General features: G+C 46.2%; 23 protein-coding genes and 2 pseudogenes. 13 read left to right on the forward strand and 12 right to left on the reverse strand.

Annotation, left to right across the window (positions count from 1 at the left end):
• Positions 1–21 precede the first annotated feature (21 nt).
• A complete protein-coding gene (locus H6F52_RS24470; protein ID WP_190537032.1) occupies positions 22–252 on the forward strand; it encodes a CopG family transcriptional regulator in 231 nt (76 codons plus the stop codon).
• A complete protein-coding gene (locus H6F52_RS24475; protein WP_190537015.1) occupies positions 239–598 on the forward strand; it encodes a type II toxin-antitoxin system PemK/MazF family toxin in 360 nt (119 codons plus the stop codon). Before H6F52_RS24470 ends, H6F52_RS24475 begins: the two co-directional genes overlap by 14 nt.
• A 95-nt stretch (positions 599–693) precedes the next feature.
• Here H6F52_RS24475 and H6F52_RS24480 read toward each other — a convergent pair whose 3' ends face one another.
• Together H6F52_RS24480 and H6F52_RS24485 are read right to left on the reverse strand one after the other, a co-directional pair.
• Positions 694–1,134: a PIN domain-containing protein gene (locus H6F52_RS24480; protein WP_190537016.1), complete on the reverse strand. Its 441-nt coding sequence runs from the start codon at positions 1,132–1,134 to the stop codon at positions 694–696.
• The gene (locus H6F52_RS24485; protein ID WP_199300708.1) at positions 1,127–1,432 is read right to left on the reverse strand and encodes a hypothetical protein; all 306 of its coding nucleotides are present in this window, start codon (positions 1,430–1,432) and stop codon (positions 1,127–1,129) included. Before H6F52_RS24485 ends, H6F52_RS24480 begins: the two co-directional genes overlap by 8 nt.
• 58 nt (positions 1,433–1,490) lie before the next feature.
• On the opposite strand from H6F52_RS24485, the gene H6F52_RS24490 reads away from it, so the two are divergent.
• The 3 genes from H6F52_RS24490 (at position 1,491) to H6F52_RS24500 (ending at position 4,533) form a co-directional block, all read left to right on the forward strand.
• On the forward strand, positions 1,491–1,679 hold the full coding sequence (locus H6F52_RS24490; RefSeq protein WP_190537017.1) for a hypothetical protein: 189 nt from the start codon (positions 1,491–1,493) through the stop codon (positions 1,677–1,679).
• Positions 1,667–2,020, forward strand: coding sequence for a 4a-hydroxytetrahydrobiopterin dehydratase (locus H6F52_RS24495; protein WP_190415292.1), 354 nt, complete (start codon positions 1,667–1,669; stop codon positions 2,018–2,020). Before H6F52_RS24490 ends, H6F52_RS24495 begins: the two co-directional genes overlap by 13 nt.
• A gap of 74 nt (positions 2,021–2,094) precedes the next feature.
• Positions 2,095–4,533 (forward strand): PAS domain-containing sensor histidine kinase, encoded by a 2,439-nt coding sequence (locus H6F52_RS24500; RefSeq protein ID WP_190537018.1) that lies wholly within the window; start codon positions 2,095–2,097, stop codon positions 4,531–4,533.
• On the opposite strand, the pseudogene H6F52_RS26560 reads toward H6F52_RS24500, so the two are convergent.
• The 3 genes and pseudogenes from H6F52_RS26560 to H6F52_RS24515 all read right to left on the reverse strand — a co-directional run.
• Positions 4,533–4,670: pseudogene (locus H6F52_RS26560) on the reverse strand (EmrB/QacA family drug resistance transporter); the annotation flags it as partial. The gene H6F52_RS24500 and the pseudogene H6F52_RS26560 overlap by 1 nt on opposite strands.
• A gap of 169 nt (positions 4,671–4,839) precedes the next feature.
• Positions 4,840–6,104 (reverse strand): annotated as a pseudogene (locus H6F52_RS24510) (MFS transporter).
• A gap of 297 nt (positions 6,105–6,401) precedes the next feature.
• On the reverse strand, positions 6,402–6,869 hold the full coding sequence (locus tag H6F52_RS24515; RefSeq protein WP_190415287.1) for a MarR family transcriptional regulator: 468 nt from the start codon (positions 6,867–6,869) through the stop codon (positions 6,402–6,404).
• Positions 6,870–7,113: 244 nt separating this feature from the next.
• On the opposite strand from H6F52_RS24515, the gene H6F52_RS24520 reads away from it, so the two are divergent.
• The 4 genes from H6F52_RS24520 (at position 7,114) to H6F52_RS24535 (ending at position 10,071) form a co-directional block, all read left to right on the forward strand.
• A complete protein-coding gene (locus H6F52_RS24520) occupies positions 7,114–7,758 on the forward strand; it encodes a class I SAM-dependent methyltransferase (RefSeq protein WP_190537019.1) in 645 nt (214 codons plus the stop codon).
• A gap of 287 nt (positions 7,759–8,045) precedes the next feature.
• The gene (locus tag H6F52_RS24525) at positions 8,046–8,558 is read left to right on the forward strand and encodes a hypothetical protein (RefSeq protein WP_190537020.1); all 513 of its coding nucleotides are present in this window, start codon (positions 8,046–8,048) and stop codon (positions 8,556–8,558) included.
• A 109-nt stretch (positions 8,559–8,667) separates the two neighbouring features.
• The gene (locus tag H6F52_RS24530) at positions 8,668–9,555 is read left to right on the forward strand and encodes a hypothetical protein (protein ID WP_190430365.1); all 888 of its coding nucleotides are present in this window, start codon (positions 8,668–8,670) and stop codon (positions 9,553–9,555) included.
• A gap of 282 nt (positions 9,556–9,837) precedes the next feature.
• Positions 9,838–10,071 (forward strand): Nif11-like leader peptide family natural product precursor, encoded by a 234-nt coding sequence (locus H6F52_RS24535; protein WP_190537021.1) that lies wholly within the window; start codon positions 9,838–9,840, stop codon positions 10,069–10,071.
• A 166-nt stretch (positions 10,072–10,237) separates the two neighbouring features.
• Here H6F52_RS24535 and H6F52_RS24540 read toward each other — a convergent pair whose 3' ends face one another.
• From H6F52_RS24540 to H6F52_RS24550, 3 genes are all read right to left on the reverse strand, one after another.
• Positions 10,238–11,131, reverse strand: a complete 894-nt coding sequence (locus tag H6F52_RS24540) for a 3'(2'),5'-bisphosphate nucleotidase CysQ (RefSeq protein ID WP_190537022.1) — start codon at positions 11,129–11,131, stop codon at positions 10,238–10,240.
• A 1-nt stretch (position 11,132) separates the two neighbouring features.
• On the reverse strand, positions 11,133–11,603 hold the full coding sequence (locus H6F52_RS24545) for a hypothetical protein (protein ID WP_190441159.1): 471 nt from the start codon (positions 11,601–11,603) through the stop codon (positions 11,133–11,135).
• An 83-nt stretch (positions 11,604–11,686) separates the two neighbouring features.
• A complete protein-coding gene (locus tag H6F52_RS24550) occupies positions 11,687–12,559 on the reverse strand; it encodes a sugar kinase (RefSeq protein WP_190537023.1) in 873 nt (290 codons plus the stop codon).
• Positions 12,560–12,800: 241 nt separating this feature from the next.
• Here H6F52_RS24550 and H6F52_RS24555 point away from each other — a divergent pair, with 241 nt between their 5' ends.
• The 3 genes from H6F52_RS24555 (at position 12,801) to H6F52_RS24565 (ending at position 16,996) form a co-directional block, all read left to right on the forward strand.
• Positions 12,801–15,209 (forward strand): EAL domain-containing protein, encoded by a 2,409-nt coding sequence (locus H6F52_RS24555; protein WP_242034052.1) that lies wholly within the window; start codon positions 12,801–12,803, stop codon positions 15,207–15,209.
• 64 nt (positions 15,210–15,273) lie between these two features.
• Positions 15,274–16,158, forward strand: a complete 885-nt coding sequence (rsmI, locus tag H6F52_RS24560) for a 16S rRNA (cytidine(1402)-2'-O)-methyltransferase (protein WP_190415271.1) — start codon at positions 15,274–15,276, stop codon at positions 16,156–16,158.
• A 127-nt stretch (positions 16,159–16,285) separates the two neighbouring features.
• Positions 16,286–16,996 (forward strand): hypothetical protein, encoded by a 711-nt coding sequence (locus H6F52_RS24565; RefSeq protein ID WP_242034053.1) that lies wholly within the window; start codon positions 16,286–16,288, stop codon positions 16,994–16,996.
• Positions 16,997–17,296: 300 nt separating this feature from the next.
• Here H6F52_RS24565 and H6F52_RS24570 read toward each other — a convergent pair whose 3' ends face one another.
• Positions 17,297–18,340 carry a hypothetical protein gene (locus H6F52_RS24570; protein WP_190537024.1) on the reverse strand — a complete coding sequence of 348 codons (1,044 nt, stop codon included), beginning with the start codon at positions 18,338–18,340 and terminating at the stop codon, positions 17,297–17,299.
• A 470-nt stretch (positions 18,341–18,810) separates the two neighbouring features.
• Between H6F52_RS24570 and H6F52_RS24575 the strand changes: the two genes are divergently transcribed.
• Complete coding sequence (locus H6F52_RS24575) at positions 18,811–19,155, forward strand: hypothetical protein (RefSeq protein ID WP_190430370.1); 345 nt, start codon at positions 18,811–18,813, stop codon at positions 19,153–19,155.
• Positions 19,156–19,316: 161 nt separating this feature from the next.
• On the opposite strand, the gene H6F52_RS24580 is transcribed toward H6F52_RS24575, so the two are convergent.
• From H6F52_RS24580 to H6F52_RS25530, 3 genes are all read right to left on the reverse strand, one after another.
• On the reverse strand, positions 19,317–20,945 hold the full coding sequence (locus H6F52_RS24580; RefSeq protein WP_190537025.1) for an alkaline phosphatase D family protein: 1,629 nt from the start codon (positions 20,943–20,945) through the stop codon (positions 19,317–19,319).
• Between the two features lie 109 nt (positions 20,946–21,054).
• Positions 21,055–21,978, reverse strand: coding sequence for a nucleoside hydrolase (locus H6F52_RS24585; RefSeq protein ID WP_190537026.1), 924 nt, complete (start codon positions 21,976–21,978; stop codon positions 21,055–21,057).
• Between the two features lie 142 nt (positions 21,979–22,120).
• Positions 22,121–22,390: hypothetical protein (locus H6F52_RS25530; protein ID WP_206754047.1), on the reverse strand; the 270-nt coding region annotated here is incomplete at its 5' end.

Genomic DNA, 22,390 nt, shown 5'->3' on the forward strand with positions numbered 1-22,390 from the left:
CCATACCCAAAACTCATACTGATGCAGAAAGTCACAATCTCTTTAGAAGATGACATCCTGCGATTTGTAGATTTGCAGGCAAAAGGCAACCGCAGCGCCTATATTAATGATCTGCTAGCAGAACACCGCCGCCGTATTTTGGAGGCACAAATGATTACCGCCCTCCAACAGGATGCTAAAGATCCAGAGTACCAAGCTGAAATTGCAGCTTGGGATAGTGTCGCTGGGGATGGCATGAATGCCAGCGAGTAATTTAACTTATCGGCGGGGAGAGATTCGTTGGGTGACGCTCGATCCAACCGTAGGGGCTGAGGCGCAAAAAACCCGCGCTTGCTTGATTGTGCAAAATGACATTATGAACCAATATGGGCTTCTGACAATTGTGATGCCGTTTCGACCGGGAAAGAAGGAAGCCCCCTACGTTGTAAATGTCAAAGCAACACCCTCCAATGGATTAGACCAAGACCGTTTTATTGATGTCGGGCAAATTCGTGCTGTCGATCATCGTCGCGTTTTGGGTTTAGTGGGTGTGCTGAAGGAAGAATATTGGGAACAGATTCGCTTTAGTTTAAATGTGGTTTTGGGGTTTGCGATCTAAAGGTATCAAGGAATTAGATAAAAAATTAGAAGAATGCGATCGCGTTTTTTATTGGGGGAGAATGCGATCGCATCCTTTCATCCAGTTTAGAGAGTCTACTGCAAACCCCTTTCTACAATTGCGCGAATTTCTCTGATGAAATCGGAGGGAGTCTGAATAATCAGCCCACTCTGTACAGCGACTTCCTGGGTAAAATCTTTGGTGTTTAAACTCAACAGACGATCGACATTTGCCAGTACAGCAGCAGCCAAAATTGGAGCATCTTTAGCTTCGATGATAGCTGTCCATCGAGCCGATTCTTCTGACGGTGGGTTAGGTCGAATTTCAGGATCGATAGCAGTCAGAAGTTGGGCAAAAATTGGCTGGGCGACGGGTAATTTTTTGCGGAGGTTGCGATCGCACTCGTCTAATACTTGCTGGGAGATGACCAGCTTAAATAATCCTATTTCAGCCATTGTCAGCACAGCTCGGCTGGCTCCAGTACGAGATCCTGCTCCAGCAATTAAAATACTTGAGTCAGCAAAGACTCTACGCATCTTGTTGTTGCTCTTGCCAGATTGCTTCGCGTTCTGCTTGTATTCCTTCTAGCAATTCAGTCAAGCCTACGCCTTCATCTTCCATAATGGCTATGAATTTATCGGCTAGTTGGGGAACTTGGGGCTGTTTGGGGGTAAGCAACACTATATCGCCTACTTGCAACAGCGTCAGCATATCTCCTTCGGTCAAGTTGAGGTGATCTTGCACTATCTGGGGAACGGTAATTTCTCCTCCTTCCCGCAGACGAATCGGAAATTCTCTGATCTCAACGTCCGTGTCTTGTGAACTTGGTGTCACGACTTTAACCTGCAATGGTTATCAAATTTCCTTATTTTACAAGAGCTGGTTGGAGGAGATGCGATCGCGTTTTGCTGTGGAGGTGGAAGAGTGCGATCGCGTCGTTCCTCTCCCTGCAACCCAGGCGCGATCGTTCCCACCCATCCTTCCCATGCAAAATCCGCATTACGGCAGACGTGGGAAAAACAACACTTGGGTAAAATCGGACAACTTAAGTGCCGAAAATAGGGAAATATGGCAAATCTGACACAAGAAAAGTGTATTGCCTGTCATAAGGATGCGCCACGCGTCACTGAGGCGGATATCGCAGAACTGAAACCAGAGATTCCAGATTGGAACATTGTGGAAGAGGAGGGAGAATCGCGGCTCAAGCGCACCTACAAGTTTGCAGATTTTCAGACGGCGCTAGCTTTCACTAATAAAGTCGGCGAAGCGGCGGAAGCGGAAGGGCATCACCCGGCGTTGCTGACGGAGTGGGGTAAGGTGACGGTGAGCTGGTGGACTCACGCGATTTCTGGTTTGCACCGGAACGATTTTATAATGGCGGCAAAGACAGATCGGATTGCGCCGGAATTTACTCAAAAGTAAGCTGCTGAAACGTTTGGAGCCTGGGCAAACAGTCGGGCATCTTGAGCTGGTCGTACTGAGAAGAAGACTTGAGGATGAGTGAGACGGAGTTAGAAGCGGCACAGCGAGACGCTGAAGCATCAACAACAGCGCTAGCTGTTAGCATTAGCGAAGCGGCTGAGCAGGAAGTAGCGGCACGAAGTGCAGCAGAGGCACATCGGCGCTTTGTCGAGCTAGTGCAAGGACTAGATGCGATTGTCTGGGAAATGGACGCCGTGACGTGGAAATTCACGTTTGTTAGCGATCGCGCTCAAGATATTCTTGGCTATCCGATCGGTCAGTGGTTAGATGAGCCGACGTTTTGGCAGGATTGTTTGCTGCATCCGGAAGACCGCGACTGGTGCGTTAATTTTTGCGTGAGTGCAACCAATCAAGCAAAAGACCACGAATTTCAGTATCGAGCGATCGCATCGGATGGTCGCGTCGTCTGGCTCAAAGATGTGGTGCGCGTGGTCTGCGATGAACAAGGTTGCCCCAAGTTGCTGCGCGGCGTGATGGTCGATATCACCAAGGAGAAGGAAGCTGAGGAAAAAACTCAGCTTCTATTGCGCGAACAGGCAGCACGAATCGAGGTGGAAACGGTGCAAGAAGCACTCCGCAAGAGTGAAGAACGCTACCGTTCGCTTGTGGAAGCCACAGCTCAAATTATCTGGGACACCAAAGCTGAGGGAGAATTTGTCACTCCACAGCCGGGTTGGAATGCGTTTACCGGGCAATCCTACGAACAGCTAAAAGGCTGGGGGTGGCTCAATGCCGTTCACCCAGATGACCAAGCGCATACCGTGCAAGAGTGGTCGAATGCGGTTGCCAATGGCACCCTTTACCAAATCGAGCATCGTCTGCGGCGTTCCGACGGTATTTATAAATATATGAGCGTGCGCGCCGTCCCCGTATTTGAAGCGGACGGCAGCATTCGGGAATGGATTGGCGTTCACACCGATATTAGCGATCGCAAAAGTGCCGAGGAAGCCCTGAAACAGAGCGAACACCGCTATGCCCAGATTCTCGATTCCGTGCAGGATATGGTGTTTTGTAAGGCTCCTGGCTCAGTTGTGGTGTATGCCAACAAAGCTGCCTGCGAATATTATGGAATGACCCTTGAGCAGCTGCACGGCATCACGGATGTCCCCTACAATCAACTCGATTACACTCAGCAGTACCTGCAAGACGATCTGCAAGTCTTCACAACAGGTCAGCCAATCGAGGTTCTGGAAGAGCCGAATGTCCGCGCTGACGGCGAAACTCGCTTCTTCCACACGATTAAATCCCCAATTTTCGATACCAATGGCAACGTTGTGGAGATTGTAGGGGTTTCTCGCGACATCAGCGAACGCAAGCAAGAGCGGGAGATTCGCGATCGCGCTTTAGCCGAAGCCCAAGCAGCCCGTGCTGAACTACAGCGAGTCTTCATGCAAGCACCGGCGGCAATTGCCATCACCCGTGGCTCGAACCATGTCACGGAAACAGTGAACCCACTGTATATGCAGATTGTGGAAAAGCGGGATATCGTTGGTAAACCCGTGCGCGAGGCGTTCTGGGACTTGCAAGGGCAAGGCTTTTTCGAGTTGTTAGACCAGGTTTATACCAGTGGCGAACCTTTTGTCGGCAATGAGATGCGGGCGATGTTCGACCGCAACAGCGATGGCATTCTGGAAGAGAGTTTTTGGAATTTCGTCTACCAACCCTTAGTAGATGCCAATGGTAAAGTCAACGGCATTATGACCCACGCCGTGGAAGTGACAGAACAAGTGCGATCGCGTCAGGAAATTGAGAAGAAGGCGGAAGAACTGGTTCAAATGACCCAAGCACTAGAGCGCAGTAACCGGGATTTAGACCAATTTGCTTACATTGCATCTCATGACTTGAAAGCACCTTTAAGAGCGATCGCTACGCTTTCAGAATGGATTGAAGAAGACCTCGCAGATAAACTGACTGAAGACTCCCGCGAACATCTGAATTTATTGCGGGGACGAGTTCACCGTATGGAAGCTTTAATTAACGGCATTCTGCAATATTCGCGGGCGGGTAGGGTACAACAACAGATAGAGGCGGTGAATGTGTCCTCCTTGCTATCGGAAGTCATCGAACTGCTCGATCCACCGCCGGAAGTGGCGATTGTTGTAGAGTCTATGCCAACGTTGCAAACCGAACGGGTGCCACTACAGCAGGTGTTTATGAACTTGATCGGCAACGCCATCAAGTACGCAAATCGCTCGGATGTGTGTATTCAGGTTAGTGTTCGGGAACTGGGAACATACTACGAGTTCTCAGTCGCTGATAACGGGCAAGGAATCGAACCCAAATACCATCAGAAGATTTGGGGCATCTTCCAAAGACTGGAAGCGAGGGACAAAGTTGAAGGCACTGGCATCGGTCTATCGGTGGTTAAGAAAATCGTCGAAAGTCGCGGTGGACGGGTGTGGGTGGAGTCCGCAGCAGGCGCTGGAGCAACGTTCCGATTCACTTGGAGCTAATTGAAAGCCATCACATAAGCTTCTCGGCGGACGGTATTCGTAATCGTAGCGATCGCTTGATTTTGAGCGGTACTCAGATCCGCACCCCGACTGACAAAAAACTGAGTCAACTGTTCCAGTCGCTGCTGCGTTGCCGGCGTTGCTTCCGAACTGCATCAGGTTCCGCCACTGGTTTCCTCCAGGTTAAATTGAAGGATTGCCAACCAATATAGCCATTTGAATTCATTCATAAACTTTTCTTTTTTCTTTCTTTCTTCCCTTCTTACTTCGCGCCTTTGCGGTTCAATCACACTCTTTTTATGATTGCTAGGGAAGAATGCCAATTTTCGTATAAATAGGGCGAACCAAGCGTCTTATGCCAGGAAGCTGTTTTGTAAATACGAAAGAACCGAGAATACAAAAGATTCCCCCAGCATTAACGTATTGGGCGCACCGATTTGACTTGCTAAAGAACCCGCAAATAAATTTCCTAAGGGAACGACGCCAAAAAAAGCCATCGTGTAGATGCTCATTACCCTACCACGCTTATCATCCTCGACAATGGTTTGGAGAACTGTATTACTAGATGTAAATTGCAAAGTAAAACTCAAGCCAACTAGTAACATCATTAGTAAAGAAAGGCCCAGCACGCGAGACAAAGAAAAACCAATCAATCCCATCCCCATGAAAGCCGGAGAATAAGCAATCAATCTGCCTAAGCCTAAAACATTTTTCCGCGTACTTAAATGAACTGCACCAATTAACGCTCCTACTCCCGCCGCCGCCATCAGAAAGCCCAGGGTTTCAGCGTTGCCATGAAGAATTTGCGTGGCAAATATTGGTGTGAGAACGGTATATTGCATTCCCATAAAACTAACTAACGCTAGCAGCAAGATGATAGAACGAATTGGTGGAAAGCCAAAGGTATACACAAATCCTTCTTTCAATCTTTGCCAAGGATGAGCGTGAGAGACTGCTATTTTACTGGGCTTTACCTTCATTGCTAATAAAGCAGTAATGACGGCAATATAGCTGAGACCATCAATTAAAAAACAGTAACCTGCTCCAACTGAGGCAACAAGCAACCCTCCAATGGCAGGACCAATCAATCGCGCCCCATTAAACATGGAAGAATTCAGCGCGATCGCATTCGCTAAATCATCTTTTCGTTCGATAATTTCTGGTACGAAAGCTTGACGAGTGGGGGCATCAAAGGCGTTAATGATTCCTTGAAATATACTCAAAACAATTAGATGCCAGACTTGGACGATTCCGGTTAGCGCTACAAAAGCTAGCGCCAACGACTGGAGCATGGCGAGGCTTTGAGTAAGGACTAAGAGCCGATGACGAGAGACTCGATCGACTACAACCCCACCAAATGGAGTCAGTATAAAACTGGGAAATTGTCCTGCAAATCCAACTATACCCAGTAATAAGGCTGAATTCGTGAGACTATAAACTAGCCAAATCGTGGCGATTTGCGTCATCCAAGTTCCAACGAGCGAAAGCCCCTGACCGGCGAAAAATAACTGATAGTTTCTCGATCTCAATGCCGGTAAAACTGGCATGAACTTGATGGCGTTTTTTTTCATAAATCTTGGGATTCAGGGGTTGCTTGTAGGTAGTTCTGATTGCCTATCTACTGTCTGTTGGGCTGTTGCTACTAGACCAACACGCTCCTCTAGAGAGGCATCTGTCCTTGGTTCAGTTTGTTGTTATCACTTTTTACCTGCTCGGCAAAGTATTTAATAAGCGGTCATTCCGTATATGTAATATTTGTGAAATTTTTGGTAAACAGCATTTACTTCGTATACGTAATATTTTTAGATGAATCCCTAATGCCGTGCTTCACCCAGTCGGATGAAGATTGCCCCTATCTTCTACAAGCCTTAAGAGAGATTCGCGATCGCTTGATCTACCAATTGAGAAAAATGTTCGCGTTCAGCCATCGGAATCCCTTTCATCGCCTGTTCCCGAATTTCTAGCGCGATTGGCGGCAGGACTTCTTGTAGTTGTTTGCCTGCTTCCGTCAACCAAATGCGCCAAATCCGGCGATCGCGAAGGTCACGTTCCCGACGAATCAGCCCCCGTTCTTCCATCCGATCTAGCACCCCGGTGATCGTGCCTCCGACTTGCTGTAGTTTTTCCCCAATACTGCAAGTGGCTAAGCCGTCTTCTTCCCACAAACAGCACAATACAACCCAGTGAAAGGGAGTCAGTCCCAAAGGCTCCAGCCGTTCCTGAAACTTGCGGCTAAACACCTGGGAGAGCAGTTTGATCCGGTAGCCCAAACTATAGGGTGCCATTACTTCGTGCCATTGCTCAAAAGGCTTGCTCTCAGCAGATGTAGAAGACATTGGTTAATTATTTAGCATACGTAATATTAATTTAGCTTTGTTTCTCGGTTGCTGGCAAGGGAAACCCCGCCAGGATTTGAAAGAGGTTTTTTTAACGCAAAGAACGCAAAGGCGGGCGCAGAGGTACGCCAAGCTAAGGTTAACAGCCGTCACTGTCAAGGGTGTAGCTTTAGCCTGTGGGCATATCTTTACAGTTCGTAATTTTTCTAAACTGGTGATGTAAAGATAGCTTCAGTTTTAGGTGATGATGCTGCGACCGAATCAACGCACTAAGTTAGATGATACCGATGATAAGGAGTTTTACTCCTATCCGCGCTTTGTGACCCACGTAGACGAAGGGTTTATTCAACAACTGACGGATCTATACCGCGATCGCTTGAAGCCGAATACCCGCATCTTGGACATGATGAGTAGCTGGGTTTCCCATCTACCAGAGGAGATGAAATTTGCTCACATCGAAGGACACGGACTGAACGAAGAGGAACTGGCGAAAAATCCCCGCTTCGATCGTTATTTTGTTCAAGATATCAACAAAAATCCGAAGCTACCCCTACCGAATGAAGATTTCGACGCCGTTCTCAACTGCGTCTCGGTGCAGTATCTGCAATATCCGGATGCTGTATTTGCGGAAATTTACCGCATCCTCAAGCCGGGTGGAATCGCAATTATCAGCTTTTCCAACCGGATGTTCTATCAAAAAGCGATCGCTGCATGGCGAGATAGTTCCGAAGCTAGTCGGGTTGAGCTAGTGAAAAGCTACTTCACCTCAGTCCCCGGATTTAGCTCCCCAGAAGTCATTACTCACCAATCCTCCGCGCCGAAGCTCCTACAGTGGATGGGTGCCAGTGGGGGAGATCCTTTCTACGCTGTCATTGCTCACCGCTCTTAAGCGGCAGAACCTCCTCCCCCTTTCTCCACAGGGATTCCGAGGCACCCAATCCCTCCGCTTGATTGGCGCTACACTTCACTTCTCTCTCTCCCTGAAAAAGGGGTTTGGGGAATTCTGATGTAAAGTCTGGCGCAAGTAGAATGTAGGGAAAAGAAGAATTGGGGTTGAGACTTGTCACAGCTTAAGTGAGTGAACCTCTTGAGAATCGCTTAAGTTTCTCCATAGCTAGATGCCAAAAATGTGAAGATGGTGATAAAAATGAAACCTCAAGCTATCAGGAGGCGGTAATGATTTTTCAAAATGGGCGGAGAATTTTCGCAGCGATGTTGCTCTCGATGTTGCTGCTAGTAACTTCTTGTGCAACCCAAACTCCCTCTCGTTACGACCAAGCACAAAAGGAAAGCACTCAAAGGAATGCTCCTCCAGCAGTTGCTAAACAGGCTGAACAGGGAAGCAGCTTTAATAAATTCTTTCCAAAAAGTAGCAGTGGCTTCCAAACTGTACCAGCTCAAGAGAAAAAAGGCTTTGCTGAGTATAAGTTGAAAAAAGACGGCAAGGATGTTGCCATGCTGTCTATTTCTGATACTACTAGCACCCCCACAGCCGCAGCAAAATTTAAGAGCAGCAGTAAAACCATCGCTGGCTATCCAGCGGTTAACCAGGGGAGTAATGGCACTGCTGTTTTAGTAGGCGATCGCTACCAAGTCAAAATTCAATCCCGCGATGCTTCCTTTACTCAGAGCGATCGCGAAGCTTGGCTGCAAAAATTCAATCTCAATGGTCTGTCTCGACTAAAGTAAGTAGTCCTGAGGAATCAGTCATGAGTCATTCGTTTGCAATTAATGACTCATGACTGATTACTGCTGACTACTGATGAATGACAACTGAAAAAACAAGGAGACTACGACTGTGAGCAAATCGATTTTTGAACTGGTTGATGAGCTACCAACCAATAACATCACCACGATGGCTTTGCGATCGCTTGATTTTGTCGTTCCGGGGCAATGGCAAAATATTGTTGGCTTTGACAACACAATTCGTGCTGTCACTGGCGAAACTGATGAAGCGTTAATTCAGCAAATTGGCGAACGCGCCGTCTATCTGTACAACGACAAATCGCAGGGATATCAGCGAGCCATGTGGCTCTATCAAACTGTTGATAGTGCAGATAAAGCTCTCGGTACAGCCGCCTTGGCGAACAAAGTAGGCGAAAAAATTCCGCTTTTCGGTTTTTTAAACAACATCACTCCTAAAGCGGACAAAGCTCAAACGATTGATTTGTGTATAAAATTGGTGGTTGAGTTGGTTGCCTTTTGCCAAATCAACGGCATCCCAGGAGACAGCATTGGAGATTTTGTCGCCTCTTTAGCTGATTATAGTGGCGAATCTTTGATGCGGATGGTGGCTTTAATTAGCTTTGATGGTTTAGTTCCCCTTGGCTCTGACTTCCTCCTCAAAGCTACCTCCGGATTGAATCAAGCGAGTCCCGCAGAGCTAGAAGGAAATCAGACATACCAGCGTGTCAACGATTTGATTCCTGGCGGCAGTCCGGAAGGTAAGCTCAACTTTATCGGTCAAAGTTTCGATTCAGTTAAAGGCTGGATGAGTGGTTTTGTCACCTCACACAATTTAACCCCACAAAAAGTTGTCAGTAACCTGCAAAATTTTGTGGAAGTTTCCGGTGACAAGTTGGACTATCTGGGTGCCTTTCTAGATGTGACAACGAACTATTACGAACACACAGGCACTCAAACCTTGGCTCGTCGCTTGATTGAACGCGCCTCCGCCGAAATTTAAAATCTTCGTGCTGGTATGTATTAGCACTGGTATGTATTAGCACAAGTGTATTTAGCTGCCGGTATTTGCAGATACCGACAGCTTTAATTTTTGTCAATATTTTGTGACTTGTATCACAGAAATCTTTATCCTAAAAGGTAACTAGGTTCAGCCGACATGATATGCAGGGGTAGAGACTTATTTCGCCTCAGCTGTGATGCCGACTCGATGCACTATCTAAATATCTTTAGTGCATCGGAATCACGCATTTAAATCACACATATTTAATGGAGATGTATTGTCATGGCACAGGAAAGCGCTGCCAGTTTGTTCAAAGCAGTTAAAGAAGATCAAGCATTACAAGCAAAACTCAAAGCAACCACTAACCCAGAAACCTTCATCCAGATTGCCCGTGAACGTGGCTATGACTTCACGGTTCAAGAACTGAATAATGAAATCGAGAATTTATCTGAGGAGGAGTTGGCAGCCGTTATCAATCCAGGTATTGGCCCCCGGAGACACCTAACTCCTAGGTAATCTGATTGATTCTTGCCAAAACTACTCAATCATCAATTAAAAATGCAAAATTAAAAACTTGGCATTTTTAATTTCTAATTTTTAATTGATGATGGTGCTAAGAAATATTCATGGTTTTACTGGTGGGAAACGCGATCGCGTCTAAAACACGACCGCACGGTGCAACCTAAGCGGGCGCGTCCAATTGAGCCAGAATTTCTGAGGCTTGGGCGCAAAGCGTGTCGTGACAGTGACCATTACTCCCAATCAGACAACCCCATTGATTCACATCCCCCTGGTTGTATTTGGGGGGAGTGCCATCAGCGTGGGTGAATTGTCCGCCTGCTTCCGTCAAAATTAGCTCTGGAGCCGCCATATCCCAATCTTTGGGAGCAGATTTACCAGACAGAGAGATATAAACGTCTGCTTGGTGGTCGATGATGGTGGCAATTTTGCAGCCGACACTGCCGACATAGTGTTTATTTTTAAACGGCAGGTGTTGCACTAGCTGATTGAAGCGCTCATCTCGATGGGTGCGACTAACGACTAAGGTGAGTTCTTCAAGGGCGTTGCGTTCCGATACGCGAACTGGCTTGGGTTGGCCTTCACGAGTTTCCATATAGGTGCCGCCGCCTTTGGTTGCGTAATACAATTTTCCTGCCTCTGGCAACGCAACCACTGCTAAAATGGGACGCCCTTGGTGCGTTAGGGCAATGTGAATCGCAAATTCACCAGTCCGATCGATAAAATCTCGCGTTCCATCTAGAGGATCAACGATCCAAACCCAAGGTTGCTCTACTGCTGGTGCCTGAGATTTATAGGTTTCTTCGCTTAAATATCCAAAATCTGGGCTGTTTAGAGACGCCTGCAAGTTATAGAGGATGTATTCGTTGACGGCGACATCTGCTGCCGTGACAGGGCCATCTTTTTTGTTTTCAACTTCCAAATCATCGGTGCTACGATCGCCGCGATAGTAAGACTGGAGGATATCGGCGGCACCCCAACCTACACTTCGAGCGATCGCGACAATTTCTTCTAGCCCCTCATATCGGTTTTCGCCCAACGATTTTAATACTGTCACTTTAAGCTTCCTCGGCTGTCGGCACTTGGGTGGAGGCTATCCAGTAGCGGCGACAACTCCACAGCAGCGCAGCGCCAACCGCTATGTAAATTAAACCCCTCACTTCAAAACTAACACCCGCACGACGTAATCCGATACCAATGGTCATCATTGCCACAATTAAAGCAATGGTTTTGACTCCAAACATTTGGAAAATGCTCTTGAACGGGTTTGGTTCCTGTAGTGTTTCTACCCTATTAATGACGCGATTTGCAGTGCGATCGAGAATCAGTTTCCCTTTAATTAGACCAAGACTAAAAGCTGCTGCACCCCACCCCAAATGTTGTCCGTCTAACAATCCCAAATAAGGGAATTTAAACCAGAATACCAACCCCATGCTAAAAAGCCCTAATCCGACTAGCGTCCAAAGGCTACCAGCAATCCAAAGATGTTGTCTGCGGGTCAAACCGCTTTTTTGATAAGTGCTTTCCATTTCTGAGAATTTCTGTCTTAAGCCAGTTGATTTATTATATGCTGCCGGTTCCCTCTCCCAAGTTTAAGATTGGTTAATTCTGATTACTTTGGTGCTGTTTTCTGCATCCATCGACGAGTGCCAAAAAATTGACAGGAATGAGAGGCAATTTTTGCCGCCGATGCGATCGCATCGGCAAAACTTTTCCGTAGGATATAGTTGCAAAAGGCACCGTGAAAAATGTCCCCAGCACCCATCGTATCAACGGGATTTATTTGGGGAACTTCTATCGATCCGCTTGTACCCTGCGAAAGATATTGGATAGGTTTCTCTCCGCCAGTGATAGCGATGTGAGGAATCCCTAGTGCGGATAGATAAGAAAGAACTTCCTGCTGTGCGCGATCGCAACTTGGGGGATGAAAATTTTCCGAACAAATGGCGTAATCTACAAAGGGCAATATTCTTTCAAATCCAGGCTTCCAACTGCCGCCATCTATGACAACAGGGATCTGATTTTCTTTAGCTAATCGGGCAATTTTCTCCCCAACTGCCATTTGGTGCCCATCAATGAGTACAATATCAATTTCCTGTAAAATATTGAGGGGCAGACATTCACCGCTAACTTGTGTTTTCGTCGCATTGATCGAGATCGCCGCGCGATCGCCTGTTGCCTGAGTCGTGATAATAGAAGATACCGGCGGAGGTTCAGATTGGCTAGGTGACAGGTCTATCAGCGTCACTGAGTGACTGTCCAAATCAGTCCGGATCAGGCAATTAATTGGATGAATACCAACTATACCCAAAAGGCTTGCTCGATTGCCCAAATAACTAAAAGTCACGGCTGCATTGGTCGCAGGGCCTCCTGCCGCCACCGTATAGTCAGATGCAACAATTTTCTGATTTTGTTCGGGTAGACCCGTCGTTAAATACACCAGGTCTAAGGTAACTAATCCTACAAAAAGTCCCTGAAAAGCCATTGATTATTTTTCCTGTTCCGACTGACCCAATTCTCTACGGACAAGTGGGTTAAATGCTAGTTGCTAAAATTATTACCGACAACGATTAACACATAAAAATTAACTCAAAAGTTTATCTAGAAAGCCAATTAATTGTGAAATGCAGCAAATTTTTTGGGCATCCTAAAAGTAGCGGGAACCTTTGTTGAACATCCTTGCAGATTAATCAAACCTACCGCTAATCCTTAAGGATTCACGACTAATGCTGCAATTTTTAAAAAATTTAATCTCTCCAAATTGGTTTATTCCCCACGGGCGCGGCTATCTCTGGCAACCAGGGTTAGTCTCGCTGCATATTGTGGCAGATGCGTTGATTGCGATCGCCTATTACTCGATTTCCCTCGCCTTGCTCTATTTCATCCACCAACGACAGGATTTGCCCTTCCGAAGGATATTTTTCCTGTTTGGAGCTTTCATTGTTTCCTGTGGCACGACCCACCTGATGGAAATCTGGACGCTCTGGCATCCAGCTTATTGGCTTTCGGGTGCCGTCAAAGTGATTACTGCTATCATTTCCAGTTACACAGCTGTCGAACTGATTCGTTTGATTCCCAAAGCACTGGCAATTCCCAGTCAGGCACAACTAGAAGCAACGAACCAAAAACTCAGTCAGGAAGTCATCGAACGCCAGCAAGCAGAAGCAGCATTGCGGCATAGCGAAGCTCGCTTTCGCTCAATTTTTGAGGGAGCAGGCATGGGAATCGCGATCGTAGACATGGAAGGTCATGTCGTGACAACGAATCCGGCACTCCAACGGATGCTGGGTTGCAAAGAGGATAATTTGCCAGCAGGATATATTCAAGAAGATACCACTCCGAACGAAGTGGGTTGGGATCGTTACATTAACTTACTCGCCGGAAAATATGACTATTCTCAGATGGCGAAGCGTTATCTGGGAAAGGATGGACATCTGATTTGGGGTCGCGATTGCTATCAAATGGAGCAGCGTTACCTGGGAAAAAATGGGCAGCTGTTGTGGTGCAACATTACTGTTTCCCAAGTGCGGGACGCTGAGGGCAAACCGCAATTTGGCATTCGCCTGGTGGAAGATATCACCGCCCGCAAGAAAGCAGAGGCAGCACTCAAACAGTACCAAGAACATCTAGAAAAAGTGGTGGGAGAACGAACTGCCGAACTCACCAAAGTCAACGAAAAGCTCTCCTGGCAAGCAAACCACGATCCACTGACGGGAATCGCCAACCGTCACGAATTTGAGCAACGTTTGCAGGAAGCGGTGTCAAATACCAGAATGCAAAACCAAGAACACACGCTTTGCTATCTGGATCTCGATCGGTTCAAGATTGTTAACGATACTTGCGGTCATGTTGCTGGCGATGAATTATTGCGTCAAATCAGTAGTTTGTTACAAAGCCGGGTGCGGAGAACTGATGTTCTGGCACGATTGGGCGGTGATGAATTCGCCGTGCTGCTGTACCAATGTCCGACAGATGAAGCATTACGAGTTGCTCAGTCGCTCTTGGAGACCATTCAGGAGTTTCGATTTGCGTGGCAGGATAAAACTTTTACGGTCGGTGTCAGTATTGGTGTCGTGACATTTGACGCCAATTCTTCCAGTTTGTCGGGCGTTGTTAGTGCTGCCGATGCAGCTTGCTATGAAGCTAAAAATCGGGGACGAAATCGCGTGTATGTCTACCAAGCTGACGATCAAAAACTGGCGCAGCAGCACAATGAAGTGCAATGGTTGAGCCGATTGAATCAAGCGATCGCGCAAAGCGGGTCTGTGAAGCTTTTGGCTACTCCTGAAAATACGTTACCAGCCAAGAATCAATTCTGCTTGTACTACCAACCGATTGCCCCTTTGAATGCCGAATTAACCACCGGCGAACATTACGAAGTTCTGCTGCGTTTCGTGGATGACAGAGGCGAGTTGATCCCGCCAATGGCATTTCTCCCCGCCGCTGAGCGATACAACCTAATGCCTGCAATAGACCGCTGGGTGATCCGTACCTTCTTGGCGATGCTTCACCAATCAGAAATTCAGAATTTAGAACCCCAATTTCAGAATTTTGCATCTTACCCTAGGGGAAGGATTCGCAACTCCTTCGTTCCTGGTGCTAGCAATGTTGCCACTTCACCTCCGCTAACACCCTACATCCTTCCTCCTTCATCTTTTCCCCTGTATACTATCAATCTCTCTGGTGCTACCGTTAATGACGACCAGTTTATAGAATTCCTTAAAGAGCAGTTTTCCGTCTATAAAATCCCCCCACAGATGATCTGCTTTGAGATTACTGAAACTGTCGCGATTGCAAATTTGAGTAAAGTCTCAGGGTTAATTAAGGAAGTTAAAGCTTTAGGGTGTCGTTTTGCTTTAGATGATTTTGGCAGCGGGATGTCCTCGTTTGCTTATCTCAAATATCTGCCACTAGATTACTTAAAAATTGATGGAAGTTTTGTCAAAGATATTGCCAATGACCCAATTCATTTAGCACTGGTGGAAGCGATTAACCGCGTTGGGCACGTCATGGGTCTGAAAACAATTGCTGAGTTTGTCACGAATGACTCGATTTTAGAGAAGGTAAAATTTTTAGGAATAGATTATGCCCAAGGTTATGTCATTGCCAAACCCCAACCACTAGAATTCAATTAAAAATGTAAAATTAAAAAGGAAATTGTTCTTTTTTAATTTTACTTGTTAATTTTTAATTGATTTGATGCAAACTGAGCCAAAATTGGGGACACTTTACATCGTCGGGACACCGATAGGCAACCTGGAAGATATGACCTTTCGGGCAGTGCGAATTTTGCAAACGGTGGACGCGATCGCAGCCGAGGATACGCGCCACACGGGGAAGCTGTTGCAGCACTTTCAAATTAAAACTCCCCAGTGGAGTTACCACGAACACAACCAGCAGCAGCGGATTCCAGAGTTGTTGGAACAACTCAAAATCGGGAAAGCGATCGCGCTTGTCACTGATGCCGGGATGCCGGGAATCTCCGATCCGGGCTACGAACTGGTAAAAGCTTGTATCGAAGCAGCCATTTCCGTCGTTCCCATCCCCGGTTGTACGGCTGTCACGACTGCCTTAAGTGCCGCCGGACTCCCCCCAGACAAATTTGTGTTTGAAGGCTTTTTACCCGCAAAAGGTCAAGAACGGCAAGAACGTTTGGAAGCTTTACAAAGCGAAAACCGCACGATTGTATTTTACGAAGCTCCTCATCGGTTGCGACAAACGCTGCAAGACTTAGGGGCTGTATTGGGACTCAGCCGCCAAATTGTACTGGCGCGGGAGTTAACCAAGTTGCACGAGGAATTTTGGCGGGGCACCATTAGGGAAGGAAGCGATCGCTATGCCACCCGCGAACCCCAAGGAGAATTTACCCTCGTCGTTGCCGGTGCCGAGTTAACGATGCCAATGCTGTCGGAAGAGGCGCTAAAAGCCGAGTTACAACATCTCCTGCAAGCAGGAATCTCGCGATCGCAAGCCAGTCGCCAGTTAGCAAAAGCCACCTCTTTTTCCCGCCGCCACCTCTATCAGTTAGCGCTAGAAATTCCGGCTGAAGCTCTAACTGAGGAGAAAGAAGTAGATGAACCCTAAAATTAGTTATTAGCCTTTGGTTTTTAGTTAGTAGCAACATAAGCACTAAGGGCTAAGGAAAAATGACAATTACTCATTACCTCATCTCAATAACAGACTCGATACATAATTGCGTTAGGTTTAGCCCGTGAAAGCTCGATTTTTTCTCTCTAGTTCCTTGCTTTTGCTCATGACACTCGTGGGTTGTAGCACGGCGACGCCGCCAACTCCACAAGCATCCGTTTCACCTACCAGCACAGTGACACCCCAGACAGTACAAGGGTCGCCTAGTCCCACCCCGGCTACGGAATCTCCAAGCCCTAGCCCAGTTTCGGAAACAATTTCTGAAAGCCAAAAAATTTCAGCCACAGGGATTGGCCCGGCTAAGCTGGGAATGACTTTAGGCGAACTCAAAAAAGAGCTGGGTTCAAAAGCTGAATTTAAGGTGCAGTCGCCTTACATCGTGGATTTTGATGCGATCGCTGTCAGCCAAAATGGAAAGGTGCAATATTACATCCTCTACCCAGCCGGGAAACCACTCAGTGATTCGGGTAAAATCGATGCTTTAGTAACCGAAAATTCTAACTATAAAACTGAAAAAGGAGTCGGTCCCGGAACCTCTCTCAAACAAGCAGAGGCAGCCTACGGAGACGCCACCTTGTCTTACAACCTTGACAATGAAGGCAGAGAATACGTCCGGTTTGCTAATCAACCAGCTAAGAGTATCTCCTTCCGTCTTGGAAATGCTAATGATGCAAGCTTGATAGGAGTTTATTCTTCAAAATCAGGATCGGGCGGATTGTCTGAGACAAAGCAATTTAAAGACGCTGCCTCTATTCGCTCAGTTGAAGTGAATTGATAAAGGAACTGCGTTTTAGATTTTCGAGTTCGCAATCCAAATTGTGAACTCCTTAGAGTTATTCCATCTCTGCCAGTAGGCACTTCCAAAAGTTTATTTGTGGCGACCTTTAGGGGAAAGGGTATCGATATTCTCCCTCATCGCTTTTCAATCTATGCATGACCCACATCTCTTGAAATCTGGTAGGGTTGCAGCTAAAGGATTGTGAAACTTATCGGTAATACATAAGCTTTTCGGAAAGCTTAGGAGGTCATGAGTAGTCATTCTTAACGAATGACTACTCACTAATTACTCATCACCTCAGCCGCCCTGAAACACTTCCAAAGAAAACATTTCCGTCATCGTCCGTAAATAAGGTAACAAGATTGCCATATCATCAGCGCTCAGATGGGAGTGCATTGCCCAACCCATTGCCTGAAGCATATCTTGCACCAATTTCCAGCTCACATTTAAGCGAGGATATAACATCACGCATAAAGGAAACAGTTCTCGCTGTACGGAGCGGATATCATGTTCCAAAACGCATAAACACAGATAAACCTGAAACATCTCAGCATCGCGAATGCTAGCGGTTCTGACGACTGCTTCGCTCAGAGATCCGCTGTAAGTGCGATGGTTGGAATGTAGGCGGCAAACCTGATTACAAACCGTTTCGGCAATTTTGCTACTAATCGGTAGAAGATGCTGAACTGCGGCTAAAACTGGAGAATCATAATTATAGTTAGCCGCTGCTGAGTAGGCAGCTCGTAGCGGCATATACATATGATCGTCCATCATTTTTAAGTACGGCATCCACAGCGCTTTCTCTGGCGGCGAAAGCCACTCCAGTAACATCTGACCTGTGTAATGAAACTGCATACTTACAAAGCCGATGGCACGGGGATCGACGTTAGTGTATTTGTCGCGTACCTGCCCAAAGTCACTACCTGCAATCACTGACACCCGTTGTGCTGTAGCTCGCTCAGCATAACCATTCAAAACTTTTTGAAATAAGTAGCGAGTATCGGCAGCAATTTCTAATGGATTGATTAAGTCTGGGTTGATGCCATGACGCCGAATCTCTTCCGATAACAGCGTTTCTGTCTTAGTCCAGGCTCTAGCACTCGCCAAAGTCAGGTTTTGCATTAGCTTGTTCGCTGTGCAAGCTCGACCTTCCTTGGACGTTACTTCTTTTAAAAATTCATTTTGTCTTAGATGCTCGGTATCATAGTCCACTGTAACTGCACGATAGTATTTTCGTGCCCACAGTGCTGCCAGAGAATGAACATTCGATTTTGATGAGTTGCGGATTGCAACGTGAGGAGACTGAACTTTAGCCGGAGCAGATGCTAATGAGGGAGTCATCACAAAATCCAAAATTGTTAAAAAAAGGGAAATTTAGCCATCCAAGGCAATTCAGCCAAGGTTTCTCAATCTGGAAAAATCAAGCTAACACACAGTAGGGTTATCCGGGTCTGTTGCCAAAAATACAAAACTTGAAAATGGTTTTGTATTTTACCAACTTTTTACAAAAGTTATACAAATTCTTTAATTAAGATTGAGTATTCAGTATTTTTACTGATTTCTGACAATCGGAGAACAAATATTTACGAATGTTAACTTAAATCAACGATTCTCATAAATTTGCTGATTTATTTGTCCAGCGGAGGGTTCTACACGCTTTCTTCACTCTGGCTAGCTATTATGTAGTGTTACATTTAAGTAATTTCCTCTACCGGAAGTTACAACCTGAGATAAGAGTTCGGTAAAACTAAGGGTTGTGGTACTGACTCGGCTGCATACAATAATTTTAGTTAGAAACCATAGCCAAAATTATGACTAGACTCTTCATCAAATTAATAGGATTCATCCTGCTTCTGGCTGGAGTTTACTTTTTAGGTAAAAATATTATTTTTGCTAGTCACTACTTCCCTTACTATTGGCGGAACTTACCGGCAATGGGTTCCGTTTTAGCCATTATGGGCGGTGTGATTTGTTTAATGTTTTTTAGAAGAGAAACAGGCAACTTTGGAGCATTTTTGTTGGGTTTAGGAATTGTGCTAGTTTTTATGAGCGGTGGCGTTATTTTAAGACAAACCAGCCTCTGGAACTTCTTTGTCGGATTTGCTGCTTTGGCTGGCGGCTACAAATTGCTCAATGAGGGAAGAATTACTTTTTAAGTTAAGCCGCTTGTTACCGAATCGTCTATTTATGAGTAGAGACGCGATTAATCGCGTCTCTAGTGTTTTATATTGCTGTAATGATTCGTTTTGAGAAGATTTGAGTTTAGCTAGTGAGTGAGTCCCAAAAAAAAGATGCTGAAAGCGATCGCGCTTATTTTCTAATTCTTAGAATTAACGATAAACTCACTAATAATAATGGGCGTCCGGCTGATAATAGCGCTGGGATTTGCTGTTAGTTGCTCTAAGGAATAGGGTTCAATTCCATAGGTTATTACGCGCAATTGTTGCGTGGAGGCATCTACTTCAAACTCAGTCCAGCCATAGACATGAGCCGCCACATAGCTACCTTTAAGCAGGGTAGCATCAATTCCCGAACCTTCCAGCCCTAGAGGATTGTAGCCGAAGGGGATAAGACGGGCATCCACTAAATTTTTGACAAATTCATCCTTCTCGTGGATAGTTGGCAGAGCCTCATAAGCAGCTTTTTCCTCTGATGTGAGGCTGGAAAATCTTACGCTAGTAGGCCCAAACGGCTCATAGAATGCCACCGGACTCGTCATAATGTCAAAGGCATCAACCGGGATCTGAACCCCATCGGGAGACTCTTGATAGGTGAGATTGTTCACCGCTGTGCCATGAAAATCAGCAGAGATAAACACAACATTTTTGATGCAATTTTCCTTGATGAAACGCAGCAGTTGGGTGCGTTCTGCTGCAAAACCTTCATAGCGGTCGTTGGCAACGGGGATGCCCAAATTTTGGATGGGTTCGGGAATCAAAATAAACTTCCAGGTAATGCAGTTATTTTGGGCATCTAGCAAATCCCGTTGTAAGTCCGTAAGTTGTTGTTGACCTAAGAACGTGCGATTTGGCTCAAAAGAACGAGTTAAAAACTCTTTTTCTTGTTCTTTAGTAGGGTTAAAAGAAAGCGGCAAATTAGCATCGCGGAAAGAGCGGGTATCTAGGATGAAAACAGCCGCGTCGCTGCCATAGGTGTTGTAGCGATAAAGCTTGCGCTTATTTGTCGTGCGTTCTTCGCCCGTTTCCCCATAAAATTCATCGCGTAGAGGATGGTATCCCTGAAATGCTTGTAGAGCATTTTTAAACAGTTCGGTATTGTTAATTAACTCGCTACCCGTGCCGAAGCGCCCATTCCGATGAGAGGATGCTAGTGCGCCCCCTGCAAAATTATCATCAACTTCGTGGTCATCAATTGTAGCGAGGATGGAAGTAGAGGCGCGAAGATCCGCCCATGTATTTAACCCGAGACGGGCGGAATAAACTTCGTTGAACTTGATGCGAAACTCGTCAAGGGTAGAAGCGGGTCTGTCTAAATCCGGCGTCTTCAGGTCAGCATAAGCAGTATCGCCATGTGCAACAAAGAACTCTAGTTGACGTTCTGGTACATTAGCGATCGCTGGGTAGGGTGCTAAATCGCCGTGCCAGTCCCCCGCCACCCCGAACCGCAAACCAGCAGGAGTCCCCAACTCAGCGGCGGTACGGAACTGACCACCAGCACACGTTCCAGCAGCGTCGGTGACTCGATAATAATAAGTTGTCCTAGGCTTTAAGTTAGTTAACTCTACCTTTATAGGTTGGTTGGAATCGGTAACTAAGCCGCTGGCAGTGCCAAGAATGGTGCAGAAGTTCGGCTGAATTGAGTATTCAAAGAAAACTGTCCCTTTGGCGGTGCTGCGTGTCCACAAAACGGTTGAGGTTTGTGTTGTATCCCCAGAAGCAACGCCATTAGGTAAGGTAGATAGACTCAAATCAATAGAGGTAAACATAGAGGTTTCCGAACGAGAATCTGATATATATTTTTTCTTCTCTTTAGGAAAGCCCCGTTCCGGAAACCCTCTATTTTTATTTACTTTCAGAAACTTGGAATGATTTTCCTTAACGCGCCCATTGCTGCAAAATGTAATCGTAGAATCGCTCCTTATCTACCTTTTGCATCACCCGAATTTTCCGCCCGCTAGGCTCCACTTTGGTTCGCCCTTGGCTAAGGCCAGTCGTGATAATTATTGTCTCCTCTTCTAACACTTCATAAAACTCCGGATGGGCAAGATAAGCCGTAGCTAAAATATCCCAAAAATAATAATCTTGAGGAATCACCAGCGCATAACATTGCCCTGCTAAATCGGAAATAGGATAGCGCCGCTGTTTACCTAATTGGCACACTACTTCTGATGTCACCGGCACATTGTTAGTCAGGTCTAACGGGCAAAGTACGATGGGGATTGATGTTTCCCAAACTCGATTTGCTGAGATGGGGTCCCAGTAGACATTCCATTCAGCCGAACCATCTTGTCCTGGTTCGATATCGCGGCTAACGTTACCCGGAACATTTAATGCACCTCCCATCCAAACAATTTTCTCGATTTTCCCTTCAATCTCCGGTGCCATATCCAGTGCAGTGGCTACTGTTGTCAAAGGGCCAGTTACCATCAGTGTTACGGGTGAGGGTGCAGATTGGAGCGATCGCACCATAAATTTCTGACCCGATTCTGGCACTAGCGGTGTCTGAATTGTTTCTCGTTCGTTAAGAATTGGGAGATGATCGACAACAAACGAATCGCGGCGAAATAGGCGTGGAAATGGATTGATCCCCCTCACTGTACTTTCTGCCACTGGCACTTCTGAACGCCCCATCAAATCTAAAATCTTGCGCGTAGCACTCACGGCTGGCTGAACATAGCAATCTGCTGGCGTCACAACGATGCCAAGTGGCTGAACGTCATCCATTGTCATCAGCAGCATCGTGGCAAGATAATCATCAACGCCGCCATCGTGATCCATGAGTACCAGTTTTTTGGACATAAATCTCTGCCTGAATTAGGGTCAGAATCAGATACAACGCATTGTGCTAACTTCGCTAATTCTCCCCTCTGAAGTGGAGTTAAAGATAGCGATCGCATCTTCTGTTGCACATGGGTAAGACAACAAATATCTATCCCCATTCTCAGAGATAACACTTGTTTGAGCCAGCACTACAGGGGATATGCTGATTCCCGCAAGGATGCCGATACTGATGCAGATAAGGGGTTGAATAAATGCTGACTTCCAGTGGCTTTTTAGCTTCATAAGAAGCTATGTCAAAATAGCCCACTTTCAAATATCCCTCTTCTGTCACTTTCCGAGTATTCTGAATAAAAGGATTAAAAGAAAAAACTCTGGAAGGTAAGTAGGGCAATGGATGTAGAATTACAAATTCTGAAACATTTAGCAAGAG

The sequence above is a fragment of the Coleofasciculus sp. FACHB-542 genome (assembly GCF_014695825.1).
Lineage (GTDB): Bacteria > Cyanobacteriota > Cyanobacteriia > Cyanobacteriales > FACHB-T130 > FACHB-T130.

What these genes read in the sequence shown, in the direction of transcription:
- H6F52_RS24570 (WP_190537024.1), bottom strand. Translation starts at nt 18,340, where the DNA reads ATGACTCCCTCATTAGCATCTGCTCCGGCTAAAGTTCAGTCTCCTCAC.
- H6F52_RS24575 (WP_190430370.1), top strand. Translation starts at nt 18,811, where the DNA reads ATGACTAGACTCTTCATCAAATTAATAGGATTCATCCTGCTTCTGGCT.
- H6F52_RS24550 (WP_190537023.1), bottom strand. Translation starts at nt 12,559, where the DNA reads ATGGCTTTTCAGGGACTTTTTGTAGGATTAGTTACCTTAGACCTGGTG.
- H6F52_RS24480 (WP_190537016.1), bottom strand. Translation starts at nt 1,134, where the DNA reads ATGCGTAGAGTCTTTGCTGACTCAAGTATTTTAATTGCTGGAGCAGGA.
- H6F52_RS24525 (WP_190537020.1), top strand. Translation starts at nt 8,046, where the DNA reads ATGATTTTTCAAAATGGGCGGAGAATTTTCGCAGCGATGTTGCTCTCG.
- H6F52_RS24520 (WP_190537019.1), top strand. Translation starts at nt 7,114, where the DNA reads ATGATGCTGCGACCGAATCAACGCACTAAGTTAGATGATACCGATGAT.
- H6F52_RS24515 (WP_190415287.1), bottom strand. Translation starts at nt 6,869, where the DNA reads ATGTCTTCTACATCTGCTGAGAGCAAGCCTTTTGAGCAATGGCACGAA.
- H6F52_RS24555 (WP_242034052.1), top strand. Translation starts at nt 12,801, where the DNA reads ATGCTGCAATTTTTAAAAAATTTAATCTCTCCAAATTGGTTTATTCCC.
- H6F52_RS24490 (WP_190537017.1), top strand. Translation starts at nt 1,491, where the DNA reads ATGCGATCGCGTTTTGCTGTGGAGGTGGAAGAGTGCGATCGCGTCGTT.
- H6F52_RS24470 (WP_190537032.1), top strand. Translation starts at nt 22, where the DNA reads ATGCAGAAAGTCACAATCTCTTTAGAAGATGACATCCTGCGATTTGTA.
- H6F52_RS24500 (WP_190537018.1), top strand. Translation starts at nt 2,095, where the DNA reads ATGAGTGAGACGGAGTTAGAAGCGGCACAGCGAGACGCTGAAGCATCA.
- rsmI (WP_190415271.1), top strand. Translation starts at nt 15,274, where the DNA reads ATGCAAACTGAGCCAAAATTGGGGACACTTTACATCGTCGGGACACCG.
- H6F52_RS24475 (WP_190537015.1), top strand. Translation starts at nt 239, where the DNA reads ATGCCAGCGAGTAATTTAACTTATCGGCGGGGAGAGATTCGTTGGGTG.
- H6F52_RS24535 (WP_190537021.1), top strand. Translation starts at nt 9,838, where the DNA reads ATGGCACAGGAAAGCGCTGCCAGTTTGTTCAAAGCAGTTAAAGAAGAT.
- H6F52_RS24580 (WP_190537025.1), bottom strand. Translation starts at nt 20,945, where the DNA reads ATGTTTACCTCTATTGATTTGAGTCTATCTACCTTACCTAATGGCGTT.
- H6F52_RS24545 (WP_190441159.1), bottom strand. Translation starts at nt 11,603, where the DNA reads ATGGAAAGCACTTATCAAAAAAGCGGTTTGACCCGCAGACAACATCTT.
- H6F52_RS24585 (WP_190537026.1), bottom strand. Translation starts at nt 21,978, where the DNA reads ATGTCCAAAAAACTGGTACTCATGGATCACGATGGCGGCGTTGATGAT.
- H6F52_RS24495 (WP_190415292.1), top strand. Translation starts at nt 1,667, where the DNA reads ATGGCAAATCTGACACAAGAAAAGTGTATTGCCTGTCATAAGGATGCG.